Source organism: Photobacterium sp. HL06 (assembly GCF_059552575.1).
In genome coordinates this window covers 2,349,951-2,370,666 of the sequence record NZ_CM183914.1, presented here as the reverse complement: position 1 = coordinate 2,370,666, position 20,716 = coordinate 2,349,951, and the positions used below count along the sequence as shown (strand labels likewise).

At 46.3% G+C, this 20,716-nt stretch carries 13 protein-coding genes; 12 read left to right on the top strand and 1 reads right to left on the bottom strand.

The genetic code is table 11. The features are described 5' to 3' along the window. Positions 1-102: 102 nt before the first annotated feature. From pheS to btuD, 6 genes are all read left to right on the top strand, one after another. Complete coding sequence (gene pheS, locus AC51G0_RS10945; protein ID WP_496301924.1) at positions 103-1,086, top strand: phenylalanine--tRNA ligase subunit alpha; 984 nt, start codon at positions 103-105, stop codon at positions 1,084-1,086. 18 nt (positions 1,087-1,104) lie between these two features. Continuing rightward, positions 1,105-3,507 (top strand): phenylalanine--tRNA ligase subunit beta, encoded by a 2,403-nt coding sequence (pheT, locus tag AC51G0_RS10940; RefSeq protein WP_496298436.1) that lies wholly within the window; start codon positions 1,105-1,107, stop codon positions 3,505-3,507. Positions 3,508-3,982: 475 nt separating this feature from the next. Then, positions 3,983-4,279, top strand: a complete 297-nt coding sequence (gene ihfA, locus AC51G0_RS10935; protein WP_299021885.1) for an integration host factor subunit alpha — start codon at positions 3,983-3,985, stop codon at positions 4,277-4,279. 351 nt (positions 4,280-4,630) lie between these two features. After that, the gene (locus AC51G0_RS10930) at positions 4,631-5,674 is read left to right on the top strand and encodes a succinylglutamate desuccinylase (RefSeq protein ID WP_496298434.1); all 1,044 of its coding nucleotides are present in this window, start codon (positions 4,631-4,633) and stop codon (positions 5,672-5,674) included. Positions 5,675-5,784: 110 nt separating this feature from the next. Next, complete coding sequence (btuC, locus tag AC51G0_RS10925) at positions 5,785-6,777, top strand: vitamin B12 ABC transporter permease BtuC (protein WP_496298433.1); 993 nt, start codon at positions 5,785-5,787, stop codon at positions 6,775-6,777. Between the two features lie 40 nt (positions 6,778-6,817). After that, positions 6,818-7,579, top strand: coding sequence for a vitamin B12 ABC transporter ATP-binding protein BtuD (gene btuD / locus AC51G0_RS10920; protein WP_496298431.1), 762 nt, complete (start codon positions 6,818-6,820; stop codon positions 7,577-7,579). Between the two features lie 601 nt (positions 7,580-8,180). On the opposite strand, the gene AC51G0_RS10915 is transcribed toward btuD, so the two are convergent. After that, the gene (locus AC51G0_RS10915) at positions 8,181-9,635 is read right to left on the bottom strand and encodes a DUF3360 family protein (RefSeq protein ID WP_496298430.1); all 1,455 of its coding nucleotides are present in this window, start codon (positions 9,633-9,635) and stop codon (positions 8,181-8,183) included. A gap of 1,027 nt (positions 9,636-10,662) precedes the next feature. Here AC51G0_RS10915 and AC51G0_RS10910 point away from each other — a divergent pair. The 6 genes from AC51G0_RS10910 (at position 10,663) to AC51G0_RS10885 (ending at position 20,185) form a co-directional block, all read left to right on the top strand. Then, positions 10,663-12,336, top strand: a complete 1,674-nt coding sequence (locus tag AC51G0_RS10910) for a methyl-accepting chemotaxis protein (protein ID WP_496298429.1) — start codon at positions 10,663-10,665, stop codon at positions 12,334-12,336. Positions 12,337-12,554: 218 nt separating this feature from the next. Beyond that, a complete protein-coding gene (locus AC51G0_RS10905; RefSeq protein WP_496298427.1) occupies positions 12,555-13,922 on the top strand; it encodes a TolC family protein in 1,368 nt (455 codons plus the stop codon). Continuing rightward, positions 13,919-15,070 carry an efflux RND transporter periplasmic adaptor subunit gene (locus tag AC51G0_RS10900; protein ID WP_496298426.1) on the top strand — a complete coding sequence of 384 codons (1,152 nt, stop codon included), beginning with the start codon at positions 13,919-13,921 and terminating at the stop codon, positions 15,068-15,070. The genes AC51G0_RS10905 and AC51G0_RS10900 overlap by 4 nt, the downstream gene beginning before the upstream one ends. A 3-nt stretch (positions 15,071-15,073) precedes the next feature. Further along, complete coding sequence (locus AC51G0_RS10895) at positions 15,074-18,274, top strand: efflux RND transporter permease subunit (RefSeq protein WP_496298424.1); 3,201 nt, start codon at positions 15,074-15,076, stop codon at positions 18,272-18,274. Next, positions 18,268-18,951, top strand: coding sequence for a response regulator transcription factor (locus AC51G0_RS10890; RefSeq protein WP_496298423.1), 684 nt, complete (start codon positions 18,268-18,270; stop codon positions 18,949-18,951). The genes AC51G0_RS10895 and AC51G0_RS10890 overlap by 7 nt, the downstream gene beginning before the upstream one ends. Beyond that, positions 18,935-20,185 carry a sensor histidine kinase gene (locus AC51G0_RS10885; protein ID WP_496298422.1) on the top strand — a complete coding sequence of 417 codons (1,251 nt, stop codon included), beginning with the start codon at positions 18,935-18,937 and terminating at the stop codon, positions 20,183-20,185. The genes AC51G0_RS10890 and AC51G0_RS10885 overlap by 17 nt, the downstream gene beginning before the upstream one ends. Positions 20,186-20,716: the final 531 nt, after the last annotated feature.

Below are 20,716 nucleotides of genomic sequence, written 5' to 3'. Positions count from 1 at the left end.
GTGCGATTCGATTTGGATTTAGACGCATGTTTCTTTAGTATGTATCGTTACGCGAATTTATATCTCCCTTATGGACGCCACCTGTGGGTGGATGAGGAAATGATGCAACATCTAGACGAGATCATTGCCAACGCAACGGCAGCTATTGAGCAGGCTGATTCATTAGTCGCTCTGGACGAAGTCCGAGTTCAGTACCTAGGTAAAAAAGGGCACTTAACCCTTCAACTACAACAACTAGGTAAACTACCACCAGAAGAGCGTCGTGCTGCTGGTCAGGAAATCAATAAAGCGAAGCAAGCTGTTCAGGCGCTTCTAGTAGAGCGTAAAGACGCACTACAACGTGCTGAATTAGAAGCAAAGCTTGCTGCTGAAACGATTGATGTGACTATGCCTGGTCGTCGTATCGAAAACGGTGGTATTCACCCTGTTACTCGTACGATCGAACGTATCGAAAGTTTCTTTGGTGAGCTTGGTTTTACAACAGAAGCTGGCCCAGAAATCGAAGATGCTTTCCACAACTTCGATGCATTGAACATTGCTGAAGATCACCCAGCACGTACGGATCACGATACCTTCTTCTTTAATCCAGACTTGATGCTTCGTACGCACACTTCTGGTGTTCAGATCCGTACTATGGAAGAAAGCCAGCCGCCACTACGCTTTATTGCACCTGGCCGTGTTTACCGTAATGATTACGATCAAACCCACACGCCAATGTTCCACCAAGTGGAAGGCATGCTAGTTGACGAAAACGTTAACTTCGCACAGCTTAAGGGCATTCTTCACGACTTCCTGTGCAATTTCTTCGAAGAAGAAGTGGAAGTACGTTTCCGTCCATCTTACTTCCCATTCACAGAGCCTTCTGCTGAAGTAGACGTGAAAGGCAAAAATGGTAAATGGTTGGAAGTACTAGGTTGCGGTATGGTTCACCCGAACGTACTTCGCAGTGTAGGCATTGACCCTGAGAAATACTCTGGTTTTGCATTTGGTATGGGCGTTGAGCGTCTAACCATGCTTCGTTATGGCGTAAACGACCTACGTGCGTTCTTCGAGAACGACCTTCGTTTCCTAAAACAGTTCAAGTAATCCAGAGGTTTAATCACAATGAAATTCAGCGAATCATGGCTTCGTGAGTGGGTTAACCCTGCGGTTACCACTGACGAACTAACACATCAAATTACAATGGCTGGCCTGGAGGTAGACGACGTACTACCTGTGGCGGGTTCATTTACTGGCGTTAAAGTGGGACAGGTTGTTTCTTGTGAACAACACCCTGATGCAGACAAACTGCGCGTAACCAAAGTCGATGTTGGCGCTGAAGAGCTGCTAGATATCGTGTGTGGTGCGTCTAACTGCCGTCTAGGCATCAAAGTTGCTGTCGCGACTGTTGGTGCTGTACTGCCTGGTGACTTCAAAATCAAGAAAGCAAAACTGCGTGGTCAACCATCACACGGTATGCTTTGCTCTTTTTCTGAGCTAGGTATCGATGTTGAGTCTGACGGTATCCTTGAGTTGTCAGAAAGTGCGGTACTAGGTACTGATTTCCGCGAATTCCTAGGCCTAGAAGACGTTACTGTTGACGTTGATCTAACTGCGAACCGTGCTGACTGTTTCAGCATCCGTGGTCTTGCTCGTGAAGTGGGCGTACTTAACCGTGCAGACGTAACAGAGCCATCTGCTGCTGCTGTTGCCCCTTCAATTGATGACACAGTTTCAATTGAAGTTAAAGTCCCTGCTGCGTGTCCTCGCTACCTAGGCCGTGTCGTTAAGAACGTGAACGTTAAAGCTGAAACGCCACTATGGATGCAAGAAAAACTGCGCCGCTGTGGTATCCGCTCTATCGATCCTGTAGTCGACATTACTAACTTCGTACTTCTAGAACAAGGCCAACCAATGCACGCATTCGATCTTTCTAAGATCGGAGGCGGTATCGTTGTTCGTATGGCAGAGCAGGGCGAGAAACTGACTCTTCTAGATGGCACCGAAACAGAGCTAAACGCTGATACTCTGGTTGTTGCTGACCACACTAAAGCACTAGCTATTGCTGGTATCTTCGGTGGTGAACTGTCTGGTGTGATGGCTGGTACAACAGACATCATGCTGGAATGTGCTTTCTTTGCACCTGACCATATTCGTGGACGTGCGCGTAGCTATGGCTTGCACACTGATTCTTCAATGCGTTTTGAACGTGGTGTGGATTACGCATTGCAGGTAAGTGCAATGGAGCGTGCAACTCAGCTGATCGTTGAGATCTGCGGCGGTGAAGTTGCACCGGTTGTGGCAGTAGAGTCTGAAGCTGATCTACCTAAGCCGAACAAAGTTGCGCTGCGTCGTACTAAATTAGACAACCTGCTAGGTCACCACATTGCAGACGCAGATGTTGTTGAAATTCTAGAACGCCTTGGCCTGTCTGTTGAAACAACTGCGGAAGGTTGGACTGCAACAGCACCAACATGGCGTTTCGATATTGCTATCGAACAAGATCTGATTGAAGAAGTTGGCCGTATCTACGGTTACGACAACATTCCAAATCAAGCGCCTGTTGCTGCACTAAGCATGAACGATCACAAAGAAGCTAACCTACCGCTTAAGCGTGTACGTGACCTTCTTGTTGACCGTGGCTACCACGAAGCAATTACTTATAGCTTTGTTGAGCCAGAGCAGCAAAAACTGATTGTTCCAGGTGTAGAGCCGTTGGTTCTACCGTTCCCTATCTCTGCAGACATGTCAGCAATGCGTCTTGGTTTAATCCAAGGCCTATTGAATACAGTTGTTCACAACCAGAAACGTCAGCAACCGCGTGTTCGTCTGTTCGAATACGGCCTGCGTTTTATCCCATGTGAGTCTGCTGAAAACGGCATGCGCCAAGAGCCAATGTTGGCGGGTGTTATTGCTGGTTCTCGCAGCGAAGAGCATTGGGACATTGAAACCAACACAGTTGATTTCTTTGACCTAAAAGGTGACTTAGAAGCGGTACTAGAGCTGACTTCAAATGAAATCGCGTTTGGCTTTAAACCTGCGAAACACCCAGCTCTTCACCCGGGTCAAACAGCAGCAATCGTTGTTGATGCTGGTCTTGAAACTGAGCGCGAAGTCGGCTTCATCGGTACCGTTCACCCAGAACTAGAACGTAAGTTTGGCCTTAACGGTCGTACTGTTGTATTCGAAATCGAGTGGAATGCGATTAATACTCGCGTACTACCTGAAGCTGTTGCTGTGTCTAAGTTCCCTGCAAACCGTCGTGATATTGCCGTCGTGGTTAATGATGATGTTGCAGCTGGCGATGTGGTAGAAGTTTGTCGCGAAAATGGTGGTGAGCTGCTGATAGGCGTAAACCTATTCGATGATTACCGTGGTAAAGGTATCGAAGACGGTCAGAAGAGCCTTGCGATTGCACTAACTCTACAATCTGCTGAGCGTACGCTTGAAGACGCGGATATCTCAGGAGCTGTAGAGAGTATCGTTACCGTTCTTGCCGAGCGTTTTGGTGCAAGCCTGCGTGACTAAAAGATTAATAGCATGTCTTAGGTGAGCAATTTTTTTGTTATTTAAGTCATTGTTTTATGAAAGCAGCCGGAAACGGCTGCTTTTTTTTGATCTAAATCTAAAAATATCTAACATTCTGATAGATAGCGGTATTTACTGATTATCTGTCTCATTTTAGAGAGTTGTTCGGTATACCCATGATTTTTCAGGAGTTATTTTTGGTTTGTGTGAGACTAAAGCACAACAGGGTGCATGGAATTAACCTTTTCTTGCTACTAAAAATCAATAATTTGATGCTAACTTTATGTAAAAAAGTTGGCGGAAATCAGCAAGTTGGCTTAAACTTGTCTCTAGTTGAGGAAGAGCGTTTGTTATGCGATATAAAATGCATACCGATTCGTTGATAAATAGCTCCAGCCTTACGTAACTAATTCGCAGCAGAGATACATTGGTTTATGTCTGCTATCCATTCAACATAGTCTTGAGGGAATTATCTATGGCGCTCACAAAAGCCGATTTGGCTGAGAACCTGTTTGAGAATGTTGGATTAAGCAAACGGGACGCCAAGGATACGGTGGAAGTCTTCTTTGAAGAAATCAGGAAAGCTCTTGAATGTGGCGAGCAGGTGAAGCTATCAGGTTTTGGTAACTTTGATCTACGCGACAAGAACGAGCGACCAGGAAGAAATCCTAAAACGGGTGAAGATATTCCAATTTCTGCCCGCCGTGTTGTTACTTTCCGCCCAGGTCAAAAACTTAAAGCTCGCGTAGAAAGTATCGAAATCGAAAAGTAGCAGTTTTGAGTAGGATAAAAGAACCCAAGTGAGAGTGTAGACTCACTTGGGTTTTCTTTTAATAACACCTGCTACGCAGGTGTTATGGAGGCGTATCTATGCTTCGCATAGGAGGCGAGAGCGCTTCGCTTCGAGAAGCGTGAATATGTATTGACAGTACATAAGTGATAGCACCAATTTCTCGCATCTCGCTCTTTTATTCTTTTTTGCGAACTTCTACTGAAACAAATTAGTTACAAATATGTAGCTGGGTTGTATATTGGTTTGTGGTAGGTTTCACTGAATCAAGCAATATAAAGCCGTTATTACACAGTGGCCTCACCGTTTAAATCAATAACACGGAGGTTGTAAATGGCGTTTCTGCAGCAGGTGAAAGAAGGGAAGTTTTTAGAAGCGACTCTTGATTTGTCTTCACCGTTTGAATTTGGTGAGTGGACGGTAGCATCAGGCGTACATTGCCAGCTCTTAATGCGTGGTGTGCTTCAGATAACCCCGGCCAAGTTGACTGGGCTGGAAAAAGATATCGTACTTTCATCAGGGGTGCATGGTGATGAAACCAGCCCAATTGAGCTGGTACAACATTTGGCCGAGGGAATTTTGAAAGGGGATATCATCCCAGCTCATCGTCTGTTGCTAATTATTGCCCACCCGGAAGCAATTAATGCACATACTCGCTTCATTGATGAAAACATGAACCGCCTGTTTAAAGGGCACAATGAAGAGCGAAACATTGACTGTATCACAGCAAACCAACTGCAGAAGTCGGTAAGTCTTTTCTATGCGGGCTCCACAGCCAGCAAGGCAGATCGTTGGCACCTTGACCTTCATTGCGCTATTCGAGACTCAGAGCATTTTACCTTTGCCGTCAGTCCCTATAGTGAAAACCCAACCCGGAGCAATCGTCTGTTTTCTTTTTTGCAGCGTGCTGAAATTGAAGCGGCGTTATTATCTAGCTCACCGTCACCGACATTTAGCTGGTATAGTGCGGAATATTTCGGGGCACAGGCCTTTACGATGGAGCTCGGTAAAGTTGCTAAGTTCGGCGAAAATGATTTAGAACGCCTCGGATCCTTTAATCGCGCGATGCTGTCACTAGTCACTGAGCCAGAATTAGCCATGGAGTGGGAAGGCGACAAGCTATGTGTTTATAAGGTGACGCGAACCTTGGTAAAACAAACCGATGCCTTTCGTTTTACCTTCCCGGCTAACCAAGCCAATTTTACTTATTTTGAACAGGGTAAACAGCTCGGGAGCGATGAGGGCATCGAGTATTTCTCATTAGAGGGCGGTGAAGCTGTTGTATTTCCAAACCCAAATGTTGCGCTGGGCCAACGTGCGTGCCTGTTAGTTAAGAAAACAGAAGTCAACTTTGGCGAGCAAGTGACGGTCAAATAGGCACTGATCTACAAAGTGACTGTAAAAGAAGGCTATTCTTTCGATGGCTTTCTTTTCATTCAGCCGCTGAAAATGTATTGTAAACGCTCTTTTTTTACCGTGTTCGACCCATGCATTTAAATGATCTTATTTTACGCCAGCAGGCGAGGTGGAAATTCAGTTTTATTCTGATCACCGCTGTATTGCTGGTTGCTAGCTTTTTCTCACTCGCAGTGGGCGAACTCTTTATCTGGCCATGGTCGCCTGACGGCGGTTTGGAGCAACAGCTGTTACTTCAGCTGCGTATGCCCCGATTGTTAGCAGCACTGGCAATAGGGGCATCTTTGGCTGCGTCTGGTGCCGTCTTGCAGGTATTGCTTGGCAATCCGCTGGCAGAGCCAGGGGTGCTGGGAATTTCAGGTGGTGCCAGCCTTGCCTTGGTGATCCTTCTATTTGCTTTGCCCTTTGTTCCTAACCCGTTGGTGACAATGCTGGCGGCAATGCTTGGGGCATTGTGCTTCACGCTAATCTTAGTAGGTTTATCCCGGCGGCGTAAGGTTTCAACAGCCAGATTACTGCTAATCGGCGTTGCACTCGGGATCCTGTCGGGTGCGGTGGTGACCTGGGCATTTTATTTTAGTGATGATCTAAACCTTAGGCAGCTGATGTACTGGCTGATGGGCAGTGTCGGTGGGGTGAGCTGGACACAGCTTTCGCTATTGATGTTGGTTGTGCCAGTACTGGCTTGGTTATGTTCGCAGGGAAAGAAGCTCGATCTGCTCATGCTAGGTGAAGGCCAGGCAAAGCAGTTAGGATTGGATGTATCAGCCTTTCGTTGGCGGTTGATCCTGATAGTCTCCCTTCTGGTTGGTGCGTCTGTTGCCTTGGGAGGAGTGATTGGATTCATCGGCCTGGTTGTCCCGCATCTGCTTCGCCTAGCCCTTGGTACCGAAAACCGTTTTTTGCTTCCCTTAGCCGCGATGTGCGGCGCATTGCTGCTCGCTATTGCTGACACTCTAGCGAGAGTTATCCTGCCTTCGGCCGAACTTCCTGTCGGGGTTGTTATCACCAGCATTGGTGCACCAGTCTTTATCTGGATGCTGCTGCGCTCACAGATTGATTAATCCCGAGCCGATGATGACCAATGTAATAAATGAGAATGCAATGATTTTAGACGCAAAGAATTTGGCTATGCCGCCACGGTTGCTACCGGTTTCGTTTTCGATTGAAGCCGGAGAGATTGTGCACCTCATTGGCCCAAATGGTAGTGGTAAGAGTACCGCTATTTCGATGTTATCAGGGCTATTTCCGTGTGAAGGCGAAGTGCAGTTTCTCGGTAAACCTCTTGAGGATCATGATCTGCAGTCGCTGGCTAGGCTTCGCTGTTATTTGGCTCAGCAAGACAGGCCGGCCTTTTCTGTCGGGGTGTATCATTACCTGTCGTTAGCGCTGTCGGCACTTGGTGAGTTAGATGCAGAGAATGTCCAATCCGCACTGGACAAGGTCTGCCATGCCTTAAATATTGCCGATAAGCTAACTAGAAATATTCAGCAGCTATCTGGCGGTGAGTGGCAGCGCGTTCGTCTCGCCGCTGCGTGTCTCCAAGTCTGGCCATCGCTGAACCCCGAAGCCAAACTGTTATTGCTCGATGAGCCAGCTGCGGCGTTGGATATTGGCCAGGAAGCGGCAATGTACAAGTTGATACGCATGATGGCAGAGCAGGGGATTGCCGTTGTGATGGCAAATCATGATTTGAACCGAACCCTACGAGAGGCTGATAAGGTTCTGTTACTGAACAATGGCTCCTGTGTGGCTAAAGGTAGGCCGGAAGATGTTATGACAGTCGAGCAGCTTGAGACAGTGTTTGTGACCCGCGTACAGCGCATTGAGCATGACGGAAAGTCTTGTTTGCTGTTTACTGATTAAGAAGCTGAGATGGTCTTAAGAGCCATGAGGTATGTTCAAAAGGACGGCTAGCTACGGCCGTCCAAACGATTACTAAGCGGAATTTTTACAGATTCTCACGACATTGCTTGAGCGGGGATCTGACCATGCTAAGAGGCTTTGGTAGTATTTTTTTTGAAAAAATAAATACAGACTCAAGCAGACGAACACAAATCCAATCAGGTAGCCGCTTTCATTAACATCAGACGCTGTAAAGTTGACTAGAAGACCTATCCCAACACCTAATCCACACAGCAGTTGCAGCATCGGGTAGGTGAGGAAGAAAAAAGACTTAAGGTTGAAGAGCAAAGAATACAATCCATTTTTAAGTATTCTTAGGGCATGGTTTGGAGCCATGGCTATCAATCGCATATTCTTTACCATGATAAATAGATATCAAATTAATGAAGATATTGTGGTTTTATATCAAAGCAATTTGGGGCAGATACGGGCGGCTGTGTGCTCCCGATGGGCAAGTTGCAAAGGCTCAGTGACGGTGTTGCTTGAAAGCGCCTTGTCTCTGAGCCTTTTCAATCTCGCTGATAGGCCAGAGAACTGGCCTATTGCTCATTGAAAAACTAATTTAGCCTAACAGCGCAGGAATACCCGGCAATTGACCAACAAGGGCTAATGCACCTACACAAACAATGACGGCTGTCGCTGGAATGATCAGTTTATCGGTTCGTGATAGAGACTCAGCACGCTCCTTGTTGCCGATTAATCCAAGGTTATCTAGTAGCATGGTTAGCGCCCAACCAAATACAGGGTTAACTAACGCACAGGCAAACATACAGATACCGGCGCTTTGTGAGCTACGCGAGCATTTCACCATCTGCATTCCGGCTTCCAGCAAAGGCAAGAATACGCCGACTAATAGCGCAACACGCAGAACAGGTTCCCACATCGCGAGATCCATTGGAAAGCCTAAGACTGCTGCTAATACACAAAGTAAACCAGTTAACAACGCACCACCTGGGATCGGACGCTTAGCAATGGCAGCCGGGATCATGTAAGTACCCCAAGACGATGCCAAATTACCACCGCCCAGGCCTGCACCGATCATCTGACGAATAGAACACACAGCCATTGTGTCATCCACGTTCATCAGCGCACCTTTAGCACTTTTCGGGTAATTCAATTCTTGGAATACTCTGTGTCCTAGAAAGTCAGGAGACCACATAGCAACAGCTAGAATTGCAAAAGGAATAACAGCCACATAATGTTCTAATTGAGGCCACCCCAATTGCCAACCGGTATTTTCTCCCCACCAGTAAAACGGGCTCATATTAGGTAAACCGGGTTCAGTAACAAACTCAAATGGTACACCCATTATATATGCAACCACACCGGCAATTAGTGAACAGAGAGGAATGGCCAGCCAGCGTTTTTCTATTTTTGCCAGATAAGCATAAATAACAATAGTGGTAAGTATAACAATGAAGGAAACGGCATCTAGCCCAGAACTTACCGACCAAGATTCAAATTTGTTTAATTGCCCAATAAGTCCAACCGCCCCCAGGTATATTAACAACCCGCCACGGACACCTTCGCCGGTTAAATTAACCAGCCTGGAACCACCTTTTGTTGCGCTTAGTAGTAAACCAAATACGCCCACCATAATTCCTAATGCAAGAGGGTGACCTCCAGATGCTGCAATTAATGGAATTAATGGAATCATTGGCCCATGAGTTCCCGCCAAATTGGATAGCGGATTTAAAATGGCAGAGAAGAAAACGACAAAAAGGAGACCTGCAATTAATAGCTCAAAGCGTACGTTTTCAGCAACGAACTCTTGTGATAGGCCAAATTGTGCGGCAAATGCGGCGACCATGGCGGTAACCATCACAACTTTGCCGATTGTTGCTGCAATTGCCGGTACCCAGTCTTCTATCTCGATACCAAAGTCGCGAAAAGGCAAATGCACCCGCCAGCGCTTAAGATCCATAATAGAGAGCTCATGCTCTAAATAGGCAGCCCTTGATTCAAATTCACTGGCTTTTTTACGGCGCTGTTTGTAGGTCGTTTGATCTACACTCATGTCAACTCCAAGAAATTAATAATTTATATGCACTCTGGTGCTAATAATAGATATATTACTAAAGAGGTATACCATAAGTCTGAAACAAACATACATATATAGAAATATATTTTGACATATGTCTCATTTATCACTTGAACATATAAACCAGATGCACATAAAGATATTTAATATCATCCTTGATATTAATATTTATTTTGTTAAAAAATGGAATTTAATTAATTATTTATATTTTATTGTTTTAATTAAGCAAACTGAGCGTGCTAACAGTAATGTCGCTAGCCTGTAACCACTGGTTAACATTTTGCGGGCGTAGTATAAAATTAAACTATACTGGCTTATTGTTTTGCTATTTATCTGACTTGTAGTTAATTATATTTGTAGTTTCAGTAAAGCAAGGGCTGTTGTTTTTATATTGCCTTATTTTGGCCTTGTGATTAATTCATATATGCTCAAAAAGATTAACAAAAGTATGTTGTGATTAAACTCATTATTAGTGTCTAAGGCATACCCTGACATCCCGTAATTCACCGCAAAGGCGAACAATGTCTCCTCGGTTGCTTACCTCTCCTCATAACCACTCAGCCAGCTCATCGACCGTTCATCTTGCCATATAACCACTCGTTATTTTATCGGGTGTGTCTATTCATGGGGTCGTTAGTATGGCAGTTGGTAAAAGAGGTTTTGCGAGTGTTTATGCCAAGGGTATTTAGGGCGCGATAGTCGTAAAGCAACACAACTGGAAGTTCAAATAGAATAGGGAGACAAGAGTATGACCTGGTTCCTGATGTGCGTTGTTGCACTGGCAGGTGGTGACTTTATCTACGGTGCATTTATCGAGAAAGTGTTTGGTATCACTGAAAAGCGCTAACCCTCTGCGTATAACAGACAAGACGGCATTGATTATGCGGCAATGTTAAACAAGATGGGGAAACGGTCTAACAGTTTTCTCTCTTCAATAATCCTTGAGAAACCAGCCTTATGACTGCTCTCAGGCTGTAGTAGTACACTGAATTTGGAAATAATTATGATAATAAAAAGTCGAGGAAAGTTGTTGCTGATAACAATAATCCCGTTGCTGCTAATCACATTTCTTATCACAGGCATCTTTTACCTTAATGGATTAAAAGATCTGGAAGCACAGGCGCAAGACTACCGTCGCGAGCTGATTGCGAGCCATAAGGGCTTTTTAAAAGCCAATCTTCGAATGGGCCGTACTGCGATTAAGGCTCTTTATGAATCAGATGTAGATGGCGAAAATAAAGAAAAAGCCAAAACAATACTAAAAGATATGCGATTTGCCGATGACGGTTACTTCTTCGCCTACGACTCTAAAGGTGTCAATACCCTCCACGCGATTAAGCCTCAATTAGAAGGTAAAAACTTATACAGTTTGAAAGACGATAACGGTGTTCCTGTCATTGCTGGCTTAATTGATGCGTCAACGAAAGGGGATGGCTTTCTCAATTTTTCATGGCACAAGCCATCTATCGATGCACAAGCACCTAAGTTAGGCTATGCCGAATATTTTCCAAAGTGGGACTGGGTTTTGGGCACCGGGGTTTATATTGATGATGTTGATAGCCAAGTCGCTGCGTATACAGATAAGCGCCGGGAGCAAATATCAAGTGACACAATATCTGCCGTTATGTTATCGCTGATTGGGCTGATCATTACCACGGGTGTCATAAGCATGATTGTAACCAGAGCGTTGGTTCCGCTAAAAACGATGGTTGAGAAACTTCACGAAATTGCGCACGGAGATGGTGATTTAACCAATCGCCTGCAAACCAAAGGCAGTGATGAAATCGCAGAGCTTGGTCGTGCCTTCAACCTATTTATGGATAAACTCCAGCCACTCATTAAAGAGATCAGGGATAGCTCGCTGTCAGTAAGACAAGCAGCTAAAGATCTCGATCATCAAACTGGCATTTCAGTCAAGACGATGCAACAGCACAGTCAAGAAACAGAGCAAGTGGTGACGGCTGTTACTGAGATGGCAGCGACATCACGTGAAGTCGCCAACAATACGAACTCTACATATGCGGCGATTGAGTCAGCAAATCTACAAATCAACGATGCGCAGCAGGAAGTGAATCACGCAATTCAGAGTATTAATGAACTGGTAAAAGAAGTTAATACAACGTCCGACGCCATTCAGGCTCTTAGTGAGCAGACTAACCGGATAACGAGTGTTATTGATGTTATAGGTGGGATTGCAGAACAAACCAACCTTCTCGCTCTAAATGCAGCCATTGAGGCCGCGCGTGCCGGTGATCAGGGAAGGGGCTTTGCGGTAGTTGCTGATGAAGTTCGATCGCTTGCCAGCAGAACTCAGGCCAGTACTCATGAGATCAACGATATGCTTTCTGAACTTCAGGCTGGCGTAAAAGAAGCGGTGACCACTATGGCAGTAAGCCAGGAGCGGGGCGAGCAAACTGTTCAAGAGTCATCTGTTATTAAGGTTCGCTTGTCTGACATACATAACGCTGTGGCAACCATTCAAGATATGGGTACTCAGACAGCATCTGCTGCTGAAGAGCAGAGCAGCGTTGCTGAGGACATTAATCAAAACCTTGCGTCTATTCAAGAAATTGTCGACCAGTTATACGAAGATCTAAAAGTTTCAGAGGAAGTCAGTTCCTCACTTTCGGCGTCTGGATCTCAGGTGAATAAATTAGTCGGACACTTTAAGGTGTAGTTAGTTTTAGTGCAGGCAGTTTAATAAAAAGGCATTGTTTATAGTGAACAATGCCTTTTTTCTAATGAGCACCATTGCCATTACTACCACTTCTCGTTGAAGCATTGATTTCTGGTGGTTGTTTGCGCGGAATTATTGATAACTCGCTTATCATATTAACCCCGCCTTAACGCCTTCATATTTATGCTTGTCTCAGAAAATTTCAGGAGACAGGCTCAATGACTTTGCCAAGTGAATTTAAGATCTCACTTGTTTCACTCATGATGCTGGGTATTACGGGTTGTAGTACCTCTGATGGTGTGAACTTCCAACAAACGGCGCAGGAGTCCCGCGCTGAATATCAAACATGGAGCTACCAGCAAACAGGTGCAACGCAGGTTAGTCAGCTAACTGATTTAGTCGCGATGCCAGCGTTGACGCAGATGGTTAACGATGCGCTCAGCAAAAATTCCAGCCTGCAGCAAACCGCGCTAGCCCTTCAAATTGCCTATGCACAGGAGAACCTTGCTGTTGGCGATCAGCTTCCAGAGCTCTCAGCAGGCTTTAGCGGCAAGCGAGAAGAGGATAGCGGTACTAGCTATACCACCGATCTGACAGTCAGCTGGGAGCTGGATCTGTGGCAAAAAATTAGCGATGACGTCAGTGCCGCACAAATGGATGTAGCTACTTCTCTGGTCAACTATCAGGCGGCACGGGATGCTCTGGCTGCCAACATTATGCGTGCCTGGCTGCAGATTAACCTCAGGCAACAATTGCTGAATATTGAAACCCAGCGCCTGGCTGTGTTGGAAAACAATGAAACCTTTATTTTAGAGCGTTACCGGGTTGGGCTAGGCCAGCTCGAAGAGCTTGATAACGCCCGCAGCAGCAGTGCCCAGACAAGGGCGACGTTGGCGGAATATCAAGAGCAGCTTGCCAAAGAATACCGCACCTTAAAACAGCTGATAGGTCGGAGCCCAGCGAGCGCGATCCCCAATATTGTTCAGTATTTTCCGGAGGTACTAGAGCCATTGGCTAATCTTCCTGAGCAAGATTTAGGTCGTCGGCCCGATCTGCAGGGAGCCTATTACACTATTTTGGCTGAGCAATACCGAACTTCTGTTGCTTACAAGGCGCTGCTTCCGTCCATTAGTTTATCCGCTTCGCTGACCGATATCGGTAGCAGCCCGAGTGATGCATTGTTCACAAGCCCAGCGTGGAGCTTGCTAGGGCAGCTGACAGCCCCTTTGTTTCAGGGTGGCAAGTTAAGGGCACAGATTGATATTGCAGAGCTGACGGCCGAGCAAAGCTACTGGGCATATCAGGAAACCTTGTTAAACGCAGTGACGGAAGTTGAAAACACGCTGGGCCAGGAGCAATCACTGGAGCGACAGCAGCAACATCTTGGGGAAGCGCTAAGCAGTGCCTCTCGCAGTGTCACTAACTACCAAACCAAATATCGACAAGGCTTAGTCGATGTTCTCGACCTGTTATCAGTACAGCAACAAACGTTTGATCTGCAATCTCAGCTGGCACAGGTAACGTATAACCGACTTGTTAACCGAATTGACTTAGGCCTGGCGCTAGGGCTTGGAGTGTCATCATGAAACTAAAAATTATTACTGTCGCAGTTACACTCGCTTCCGCAGCCAGTATCTTTGCTGTCGCTGCCTATAACGGTGAGCAGATGAATGCTATGACTGCTCCCGTTGTTGAAATGCGTGGCCCCCAATATCCGGATGTCGCGATTGTTGAAGTGGCCCGCCGTGATTTTAGAGCAACGATTACCGGTCATGGTGAAGCAAAACCGCACTATGAATTAGATTTAACGGCTGAAGTTAGTGGACAAGTCGAGAAGCTGGCTGATCGCTTTGAAACTGGGGTGGAATTTGAAAAAGGGGAAGCCTTGGTTAGGTTAAACCAGACTGATCACCAACAAGCGGTTGCCAGTGCACAAGCGTCTGTTGCTGATGCCAGGCTAGCCCTGCTTGAAGAGCAGCGACAAGGACAGCAGGCCAAGAAGGAGTGGAAACGTTCAGGGCTGAAAGGTCAACCAGATTCATCATTGGTGCTGCGTGAGCCGCAATTAAAGGCTGCGGAAGCCAAGCTGAACAATGCTGAGCGGGAGCTTGAGAAAGCAAAGCGAGATCTGGGTAAGACCACGATAAAAGCCCCTTTTAATGCCTTGATTGTTTCAAGGGATGTTCAGCCGGGAAGCTACATTCAGGCTGGCAGTACTGTTGCCATGCTCTACAGTACCGACAGGATTGAAATCAATATCCCGCTGTCGAGCAACCAATGGTTAAACTTGCCACCTGTAAGCTCACTGGGTGAGGGAAAATGGCCTGTTGAGTTAACCAGTACGGAAGGGAATAAGCAATGGCATGGCTACGTTGAGCGAGTTGAGCAACACCTTGATAGTGCAAGCCGCCAACGTTCATTAGTGGTAGTCGTCGACCAACCATTGCAACAAACTAATCCATTGTATGCCGGTACCTTTGTTGAAGCGAAAGTGCAGGGGCGAGATTTGTCTCAGTTGTGGCAGTTGCCTGCTTCTGCGATCTCGCAAACAGGCCAAATTTGGCTTGTTGATGACAACCAAAGCTTGTTCAGTATTAGGGCCAAGAAACAGTTCGAAGATAGCGGCTATGTGTATGTTGTCCCACCTGACGACATCCTGCGAGCCCAAGTGGTGATTAGGCCACTTAATAGTTACGTACAAGGCATGTATGTACAGCCGGTAGTGGAGGGATAAACGATGACATCATCTCAGACCCCGGCTACAGCCAGCCAGTATGGCGGCATTATCGGTTGGTTCGCGAACAACTCGGTCGCTGCTAATTTGTTGCTAGTCAGCATGATTCTCCTTGGCATAATGTCTTTGAACTCGATCCGAAAAGAAGCATTTCCAAGCATGGAGCCTAATGTCATCACAGTGTCGGTCAATTATGACAGTGGTGATGCCAAACAAGCTGAAGAGGGCATCGCAATCAAAATCGAAGATGCGCTCGAAACGGTGCCGGGCATCAAGCGCATCACATCGACGTCCAATGCCAACGGTAGCTCGGTACGTATCGAGAAACTCAGTGATTATGAGTTGGAGACCTTGCTGACTGACGTTAAGACCAAAGTAGATGCGATATACAACTTTCCGGCTGATGCCGAAAATCCGGTGATTGATAAAGCGAGAATGCAGGATCATGCACTATGGGTGCAGCTCTATGGCGAGGCTGATAGGGCAACATTGCAGGAGTTGGCTGAAAAGTTAAAGGCTGATCTACTGGCGCAGTCATCGATTCGGGACTTGGAAATCAAAGGCAAGTCAGAACCCATTATTTCTGTCGAGGTTGATGAAGGCCAGCTGCAGGCCTATGGCCTTACCCTGTCAGACATCGAGACGGCGATCAATGCCGAATCTTCTACCGCCATGAGCACAAGCTTGCGTAATGGTGAAAAGGTGGTGAGGCTGAAAGCGTCAGAGCAGGCGTACCGGGCGGCTGAGTTTGCGCGTATTCCGTTGATCACCACCTCACAAGGTACCATCATCACCTTGGGTGATGTTGCAGACGTGACCGAAGCATTCGAAGATGATCCGTTTACCTTATCCCGTTATCAACAAACCAACGGGATGGGTATTGAGATCGTGATGGATGAATATAGCGATGTCACCCAAATCGTTGAGCAGGCACAACAAGTCGTTGATAACTGGCACCAGCGCGGCCTGCTGCCAGCGAATGTCGAGCTGGAGACATGGTATGATGAAAGTACTTTGATCAAGGATCGGTTGTCTCTGCTAACCAGCAACGCCTTGACAGGTATCGCCCTGGTGTTTGTTGTCCTCGCCTTGTTTCTTAATTTGCGGGTGGCATTTTGGGTCGCTGCAGGCCTGCCGTTTGTCTTTTTTGGCACTCTGTTCTTTATGGGGGATAGCTTTACCGGGCTAACTATCAATGAAATGACCACATTCGGCTTCATTATGGCACTGGGGATTGTGGTTGATGATGCGGTTGTAGTCGGGGAGAGCGTGTATACCACCCGTCGCCAGGACGGTGACACAGTTGCCAATACCATTAAAGGGACACTGAAAGTAGCTGTACCAACCCTGTTCGGGGTATTGACCACTGTCGCTGCATTTATGTCGCTGGCAAATGTCACTGGTGACTTAGGCCAGATTTACGCACAGTTCGGTACTGTTGTTACTATTTGCCTGTTGTTGTCGGTGGTGGAATCGAAGTTGATCCTGCCTTCTCATCTAGCACACCTCAATACGCATCGTCAGATCCCGCAAGGGATAAAAGGCTGGTGGGCCCGGATCCAGCATGGTGCCGATAGTGGATTGATGTGGTTTAATCGACGTATTTACTGTCCTGTTATTGAGTGGGCGCTGAATTTCCGTTATGCCGTCATTTTGGCTTTTATTGCCTTAATGGTGCTGGTGGCAGGAATGCCGATGACAGGCAGTGTGCGTATCGCGTTTTTCCCGGACATTCCGGGTGACGTTGTCACGGCGGAACTGTCGATGCAAAATGATGCAAGCTTTGGCCAAACCAACAGTAACCTCTTCATGCTCGAGCGGACTGCCCTTCAGGCTGATCAAAACCTTATTGCCGAAACAGCGACGCAACCAAGAGTAAACAAAGGGGAAGCTAATACAGCAATCCAAAGTTTACAAATCATCGCTGAAGACGATAGCTCAGGTAAATTGCAAGTTGAGCTAATGTCTGGTGCGGTATACACCTCGACTGAGTTTGAACAAGAGTGGAAGCGGCTAAGTGGTTCGCCAGAAGGTGTCAAAAAGCTAAAGTTTCTGTCCAGCATGGAGATGGTTGATAACTTTAAAGTGGAGTTGAAAGCCTGGGATGATGCCACTATCCGTCAGGCCGGATTGAAGTTTAAGTCGTTGCTGGCAGAGACTCCAGGAGTGAGCGGTATTGATGACAACCTGAACCCGGGACAGCCGCAGATCCGTTTTGAACTGACAGAGCAGGGTAGAACACTGGGAATGGACACGGCCACTTTGTCGCAACAGGTATTGCAGTCATTTGGTGGTGAGATTGTCCAACGTTTTCAGCGTAATAAAGACGAAGTAAAAGTTCGGGTTCGTTATCCTGAGCAAAAACGCCAGAATATGGCCGACATTATGCAGTCTAGGGTTCGCACACCAAATGGTACTGTGGTTCCTTTAAGTACAGTTGCCAACGTGGTGTCAGAGTATCAGCAAGATGAAATTACCCGTATTGATAGCTTACGGGCCATTTATATCACGGCTGTTGTTGATAAGAATATTGTTGCTCCCAACGAATTGGTTGCTAGCTTGCAACAGGGTATGGTTCCTGAGTTGCAACGTCAGTACCCTGACCTGAGTGTCCACTTTGCTGGTGAAGCAGAGCAGCAACAAGAAGCTATGAGCTCGATGAGTAATATGTTCGTTGTTGCCTTATTAGCGATTTATGTTCTGCTGGCAGTGCCGCTGAAATCCTACATCCAGCCATTGCTGATCATGACGGCCATTCCATTCGGTATCGTCGGGGCAATATTGGGGCACTGGTGGAATGATTTAACAATCAGTATTTTGTCGCTCTTTGGCATTTTGGCGCTTAGCGGGGTAGTTGTGAATGACAGCTTGCTACTGGTATCGCGGTTTAATGAGCTGAGGGAGGATAAAAATGTGCCAGTGAAGCAAGCAATCAAAGAAGCCTGTTCAGGACGCTTGCGGGCTGTGCTGCTTACATCCGTAACGACTTTCGCCGGATTGACCCCATTGCTCGGTGAAACGTCAATGCAGGCGCAGTTCTTGATCCCGGCAGCAGCCTCTTTAGGTTATGGGATTTTGTTTGCTACCTTGATCACTTTGATCCTAATTCCGGCTTTGTTATTGATCCAATGTGAAATCAAGTCGTTACTGGCTAAACTGGTCAACATAATGAACAGTGATAATAAGGTAGCTCAATCATGTTAAACCTGCTGCTGGTCGAAGACGATTTGGACTTGGCGATAGCTGTTGTTGATTACCTGGAACTTGAATCAATTCAGTGTGACCACGCCGTAAACGGCGTGGTTGGCTTGAACCTGATTCAGAAAAACCCGTATCAGGTAATTATTTTGGATCTGAACCTGCCTCGGATGGATGGGCTAACAGTGTGCAGACAAATGCGCGAGCAGGGCAATGATACGCCAGTATTGATGCTAACTGCTCGTGACAGCCTGGACGATAAATTGGTTGGCTTTGATTCGGGAGCCGATGACTATTTAGTCAAGCCGTTTGCGATGGAGGAGTTAATCGCAAGGGTAAAGGTGCTGTCTCGTCGCCGCAGTGGGCAGGTTAATAAACTCACCGTCGAAGATATCGAGTTAGATCTCAATCAGAAGCAGGCCCATCGCAATAAGCAGCCACTGAAGTTGTCGCCAACTGCTATTAAAATCCTTGAAGTCTTGATGCGAGAAAGCCCTAATCCAGTTTCAAGAGAGGTATTAATGCAGCGAGTCTGGGGAGATGAGCAGCCAGATAGCAATAGTTTGAAAGTGCATATTTTTAACTTGAGAAAGCAACTTGATTTGGCTGGTGGGCCATCACTGATCCAGACGGTGACTGGCTTTGGTTTCGCATTGAGGGGATCTGATGAAGATCAGGCTTAGCCTTAGGCTGTATTTTCTTGCGGCGATGCTCTTTCTTGGTGTGACGCTGGTAATGGTATTTTCTGCGCTGACTGCAAGTTATTTCATCAAAGGGCTAGATACAGCCATGCGTGACGTCATGCTGGGTGTTGCTGAAGTTGAAGGCGTTCAGGCGGGTTTGCCCAGGCTGGTCATAGGGTTTGATATCGCGAGTGAATGGCAAGATGTTCCCAGCGACATACGGCAACATATTACAGTGCCGCCTACAGAGCCCTTCGTACTTGAAAAATTTATTGATGAAGGGATGCTATTAACGCCGCCTGAGGCGGCGTATTTTGTGACCTTGGTGATTAATACTCGAGGTGAGAAGCGATTTGTCTCTCGCTCTTTTATCGGTGATATTCCTGAAGGTATGGAGCGAGGGGACTTTGACCACTTCTTATGGATTATCATTTTTTGTATTACAGGTATTGTTACCTTTTCGGCTTTGTTGATCTTGATGATGCGCTCGGTTGCGTCACCCGTGGAGAGATTGCGAGATTGGGCCAAATCATTAAGTGCCGATAATCTTAAACAACCGCCGCCAGATTTTCGATATAACGAACTGAATGCATTGGCAAAAATTGTACGAAGTAGCCTAAGCTCGGTACAAGGTAGCCTTGAACGAGAGCAGGTGTTCTTGCGCCATGCAAGCCATGAACTTCGAACCCCGATTGCTGTTATTCGTACCAATACCGAACTGCTGAAGAAGATTGGACTTCATGATGAAGCAAAATCCAAAGCTGTTGTTGAGCGTATCGAGCGCGCAGGCATGACGATGACCCATCTGACTGAAACCTTGCTCTGGATGAGCCGAGAGAATGACTTGCCCCTACCAGAACAAGAAATTGACCTATCTGCCTTGGTTCAGGAACTTGTCGAGGAGCTGCGCTACCTGCTGCAGGGGAAATCTGTCACAGTTGACGTAGAAACCACTTCTTACTTAATACAGCTACCAACCATAGGATGTCGAATTGTTCTAGCCAACTTAATTAGAAATGCTTTTCAGCATACCCAGCAGGGCAGGGTGGTTATCGAGCAATCAAAAAATTCTGTGCTTATCGAGAATGTGAATACAGACCGAGTATTTGATGAAACCAGTGATTTAGGTTTTGGCTTGGGGTTAGATCTCACCGATAAACTGATTAAACGATTTGGTTGGCATTATGAACACCGAAAAGAGCCTGCAGGCCATGTCGTAAGAGTGGGCTTTTGAGCTGATTTATGGTGCGCGTTATATTTGCCCATTATCAATACGAGTGCGGTCTACAGCAGAAATAAGAATGAGGGTTACAGGGTATGTGGCGCTAGATATAGAATCTAGCGCCATCATGTAAAAATGATCCTGTTCATAATGTAACCAGATCCTATCTGGTTTATAGATTGTATTTTTTACCGCAACTAGGGCAAATGAAGCTAATTTTAATACTTGCAAATGTACCTAGAAATGAGCGTTTAACACGGTTCATCTTTTTTTTACTTTTACACTCATCACACAACATTAGAGTGAAACTCCAGCTTGGATTCCGATAACTCTGTCAGTACCTACATTAACTAGCCAACAGTGCCACTAATAAATTTAATATATTCACCGTGAATAATTCAACTGCTTGTTATTCATCGCGTTTGTGCTGATTCTGTCCGCGGGCGAGAATAATAGCAATATTATTTCTCGTGTAAAGCGATATAGTCATATTTTTGACGATGGATGAAACCAATATATATGATCACGTTTTTATATTATGTC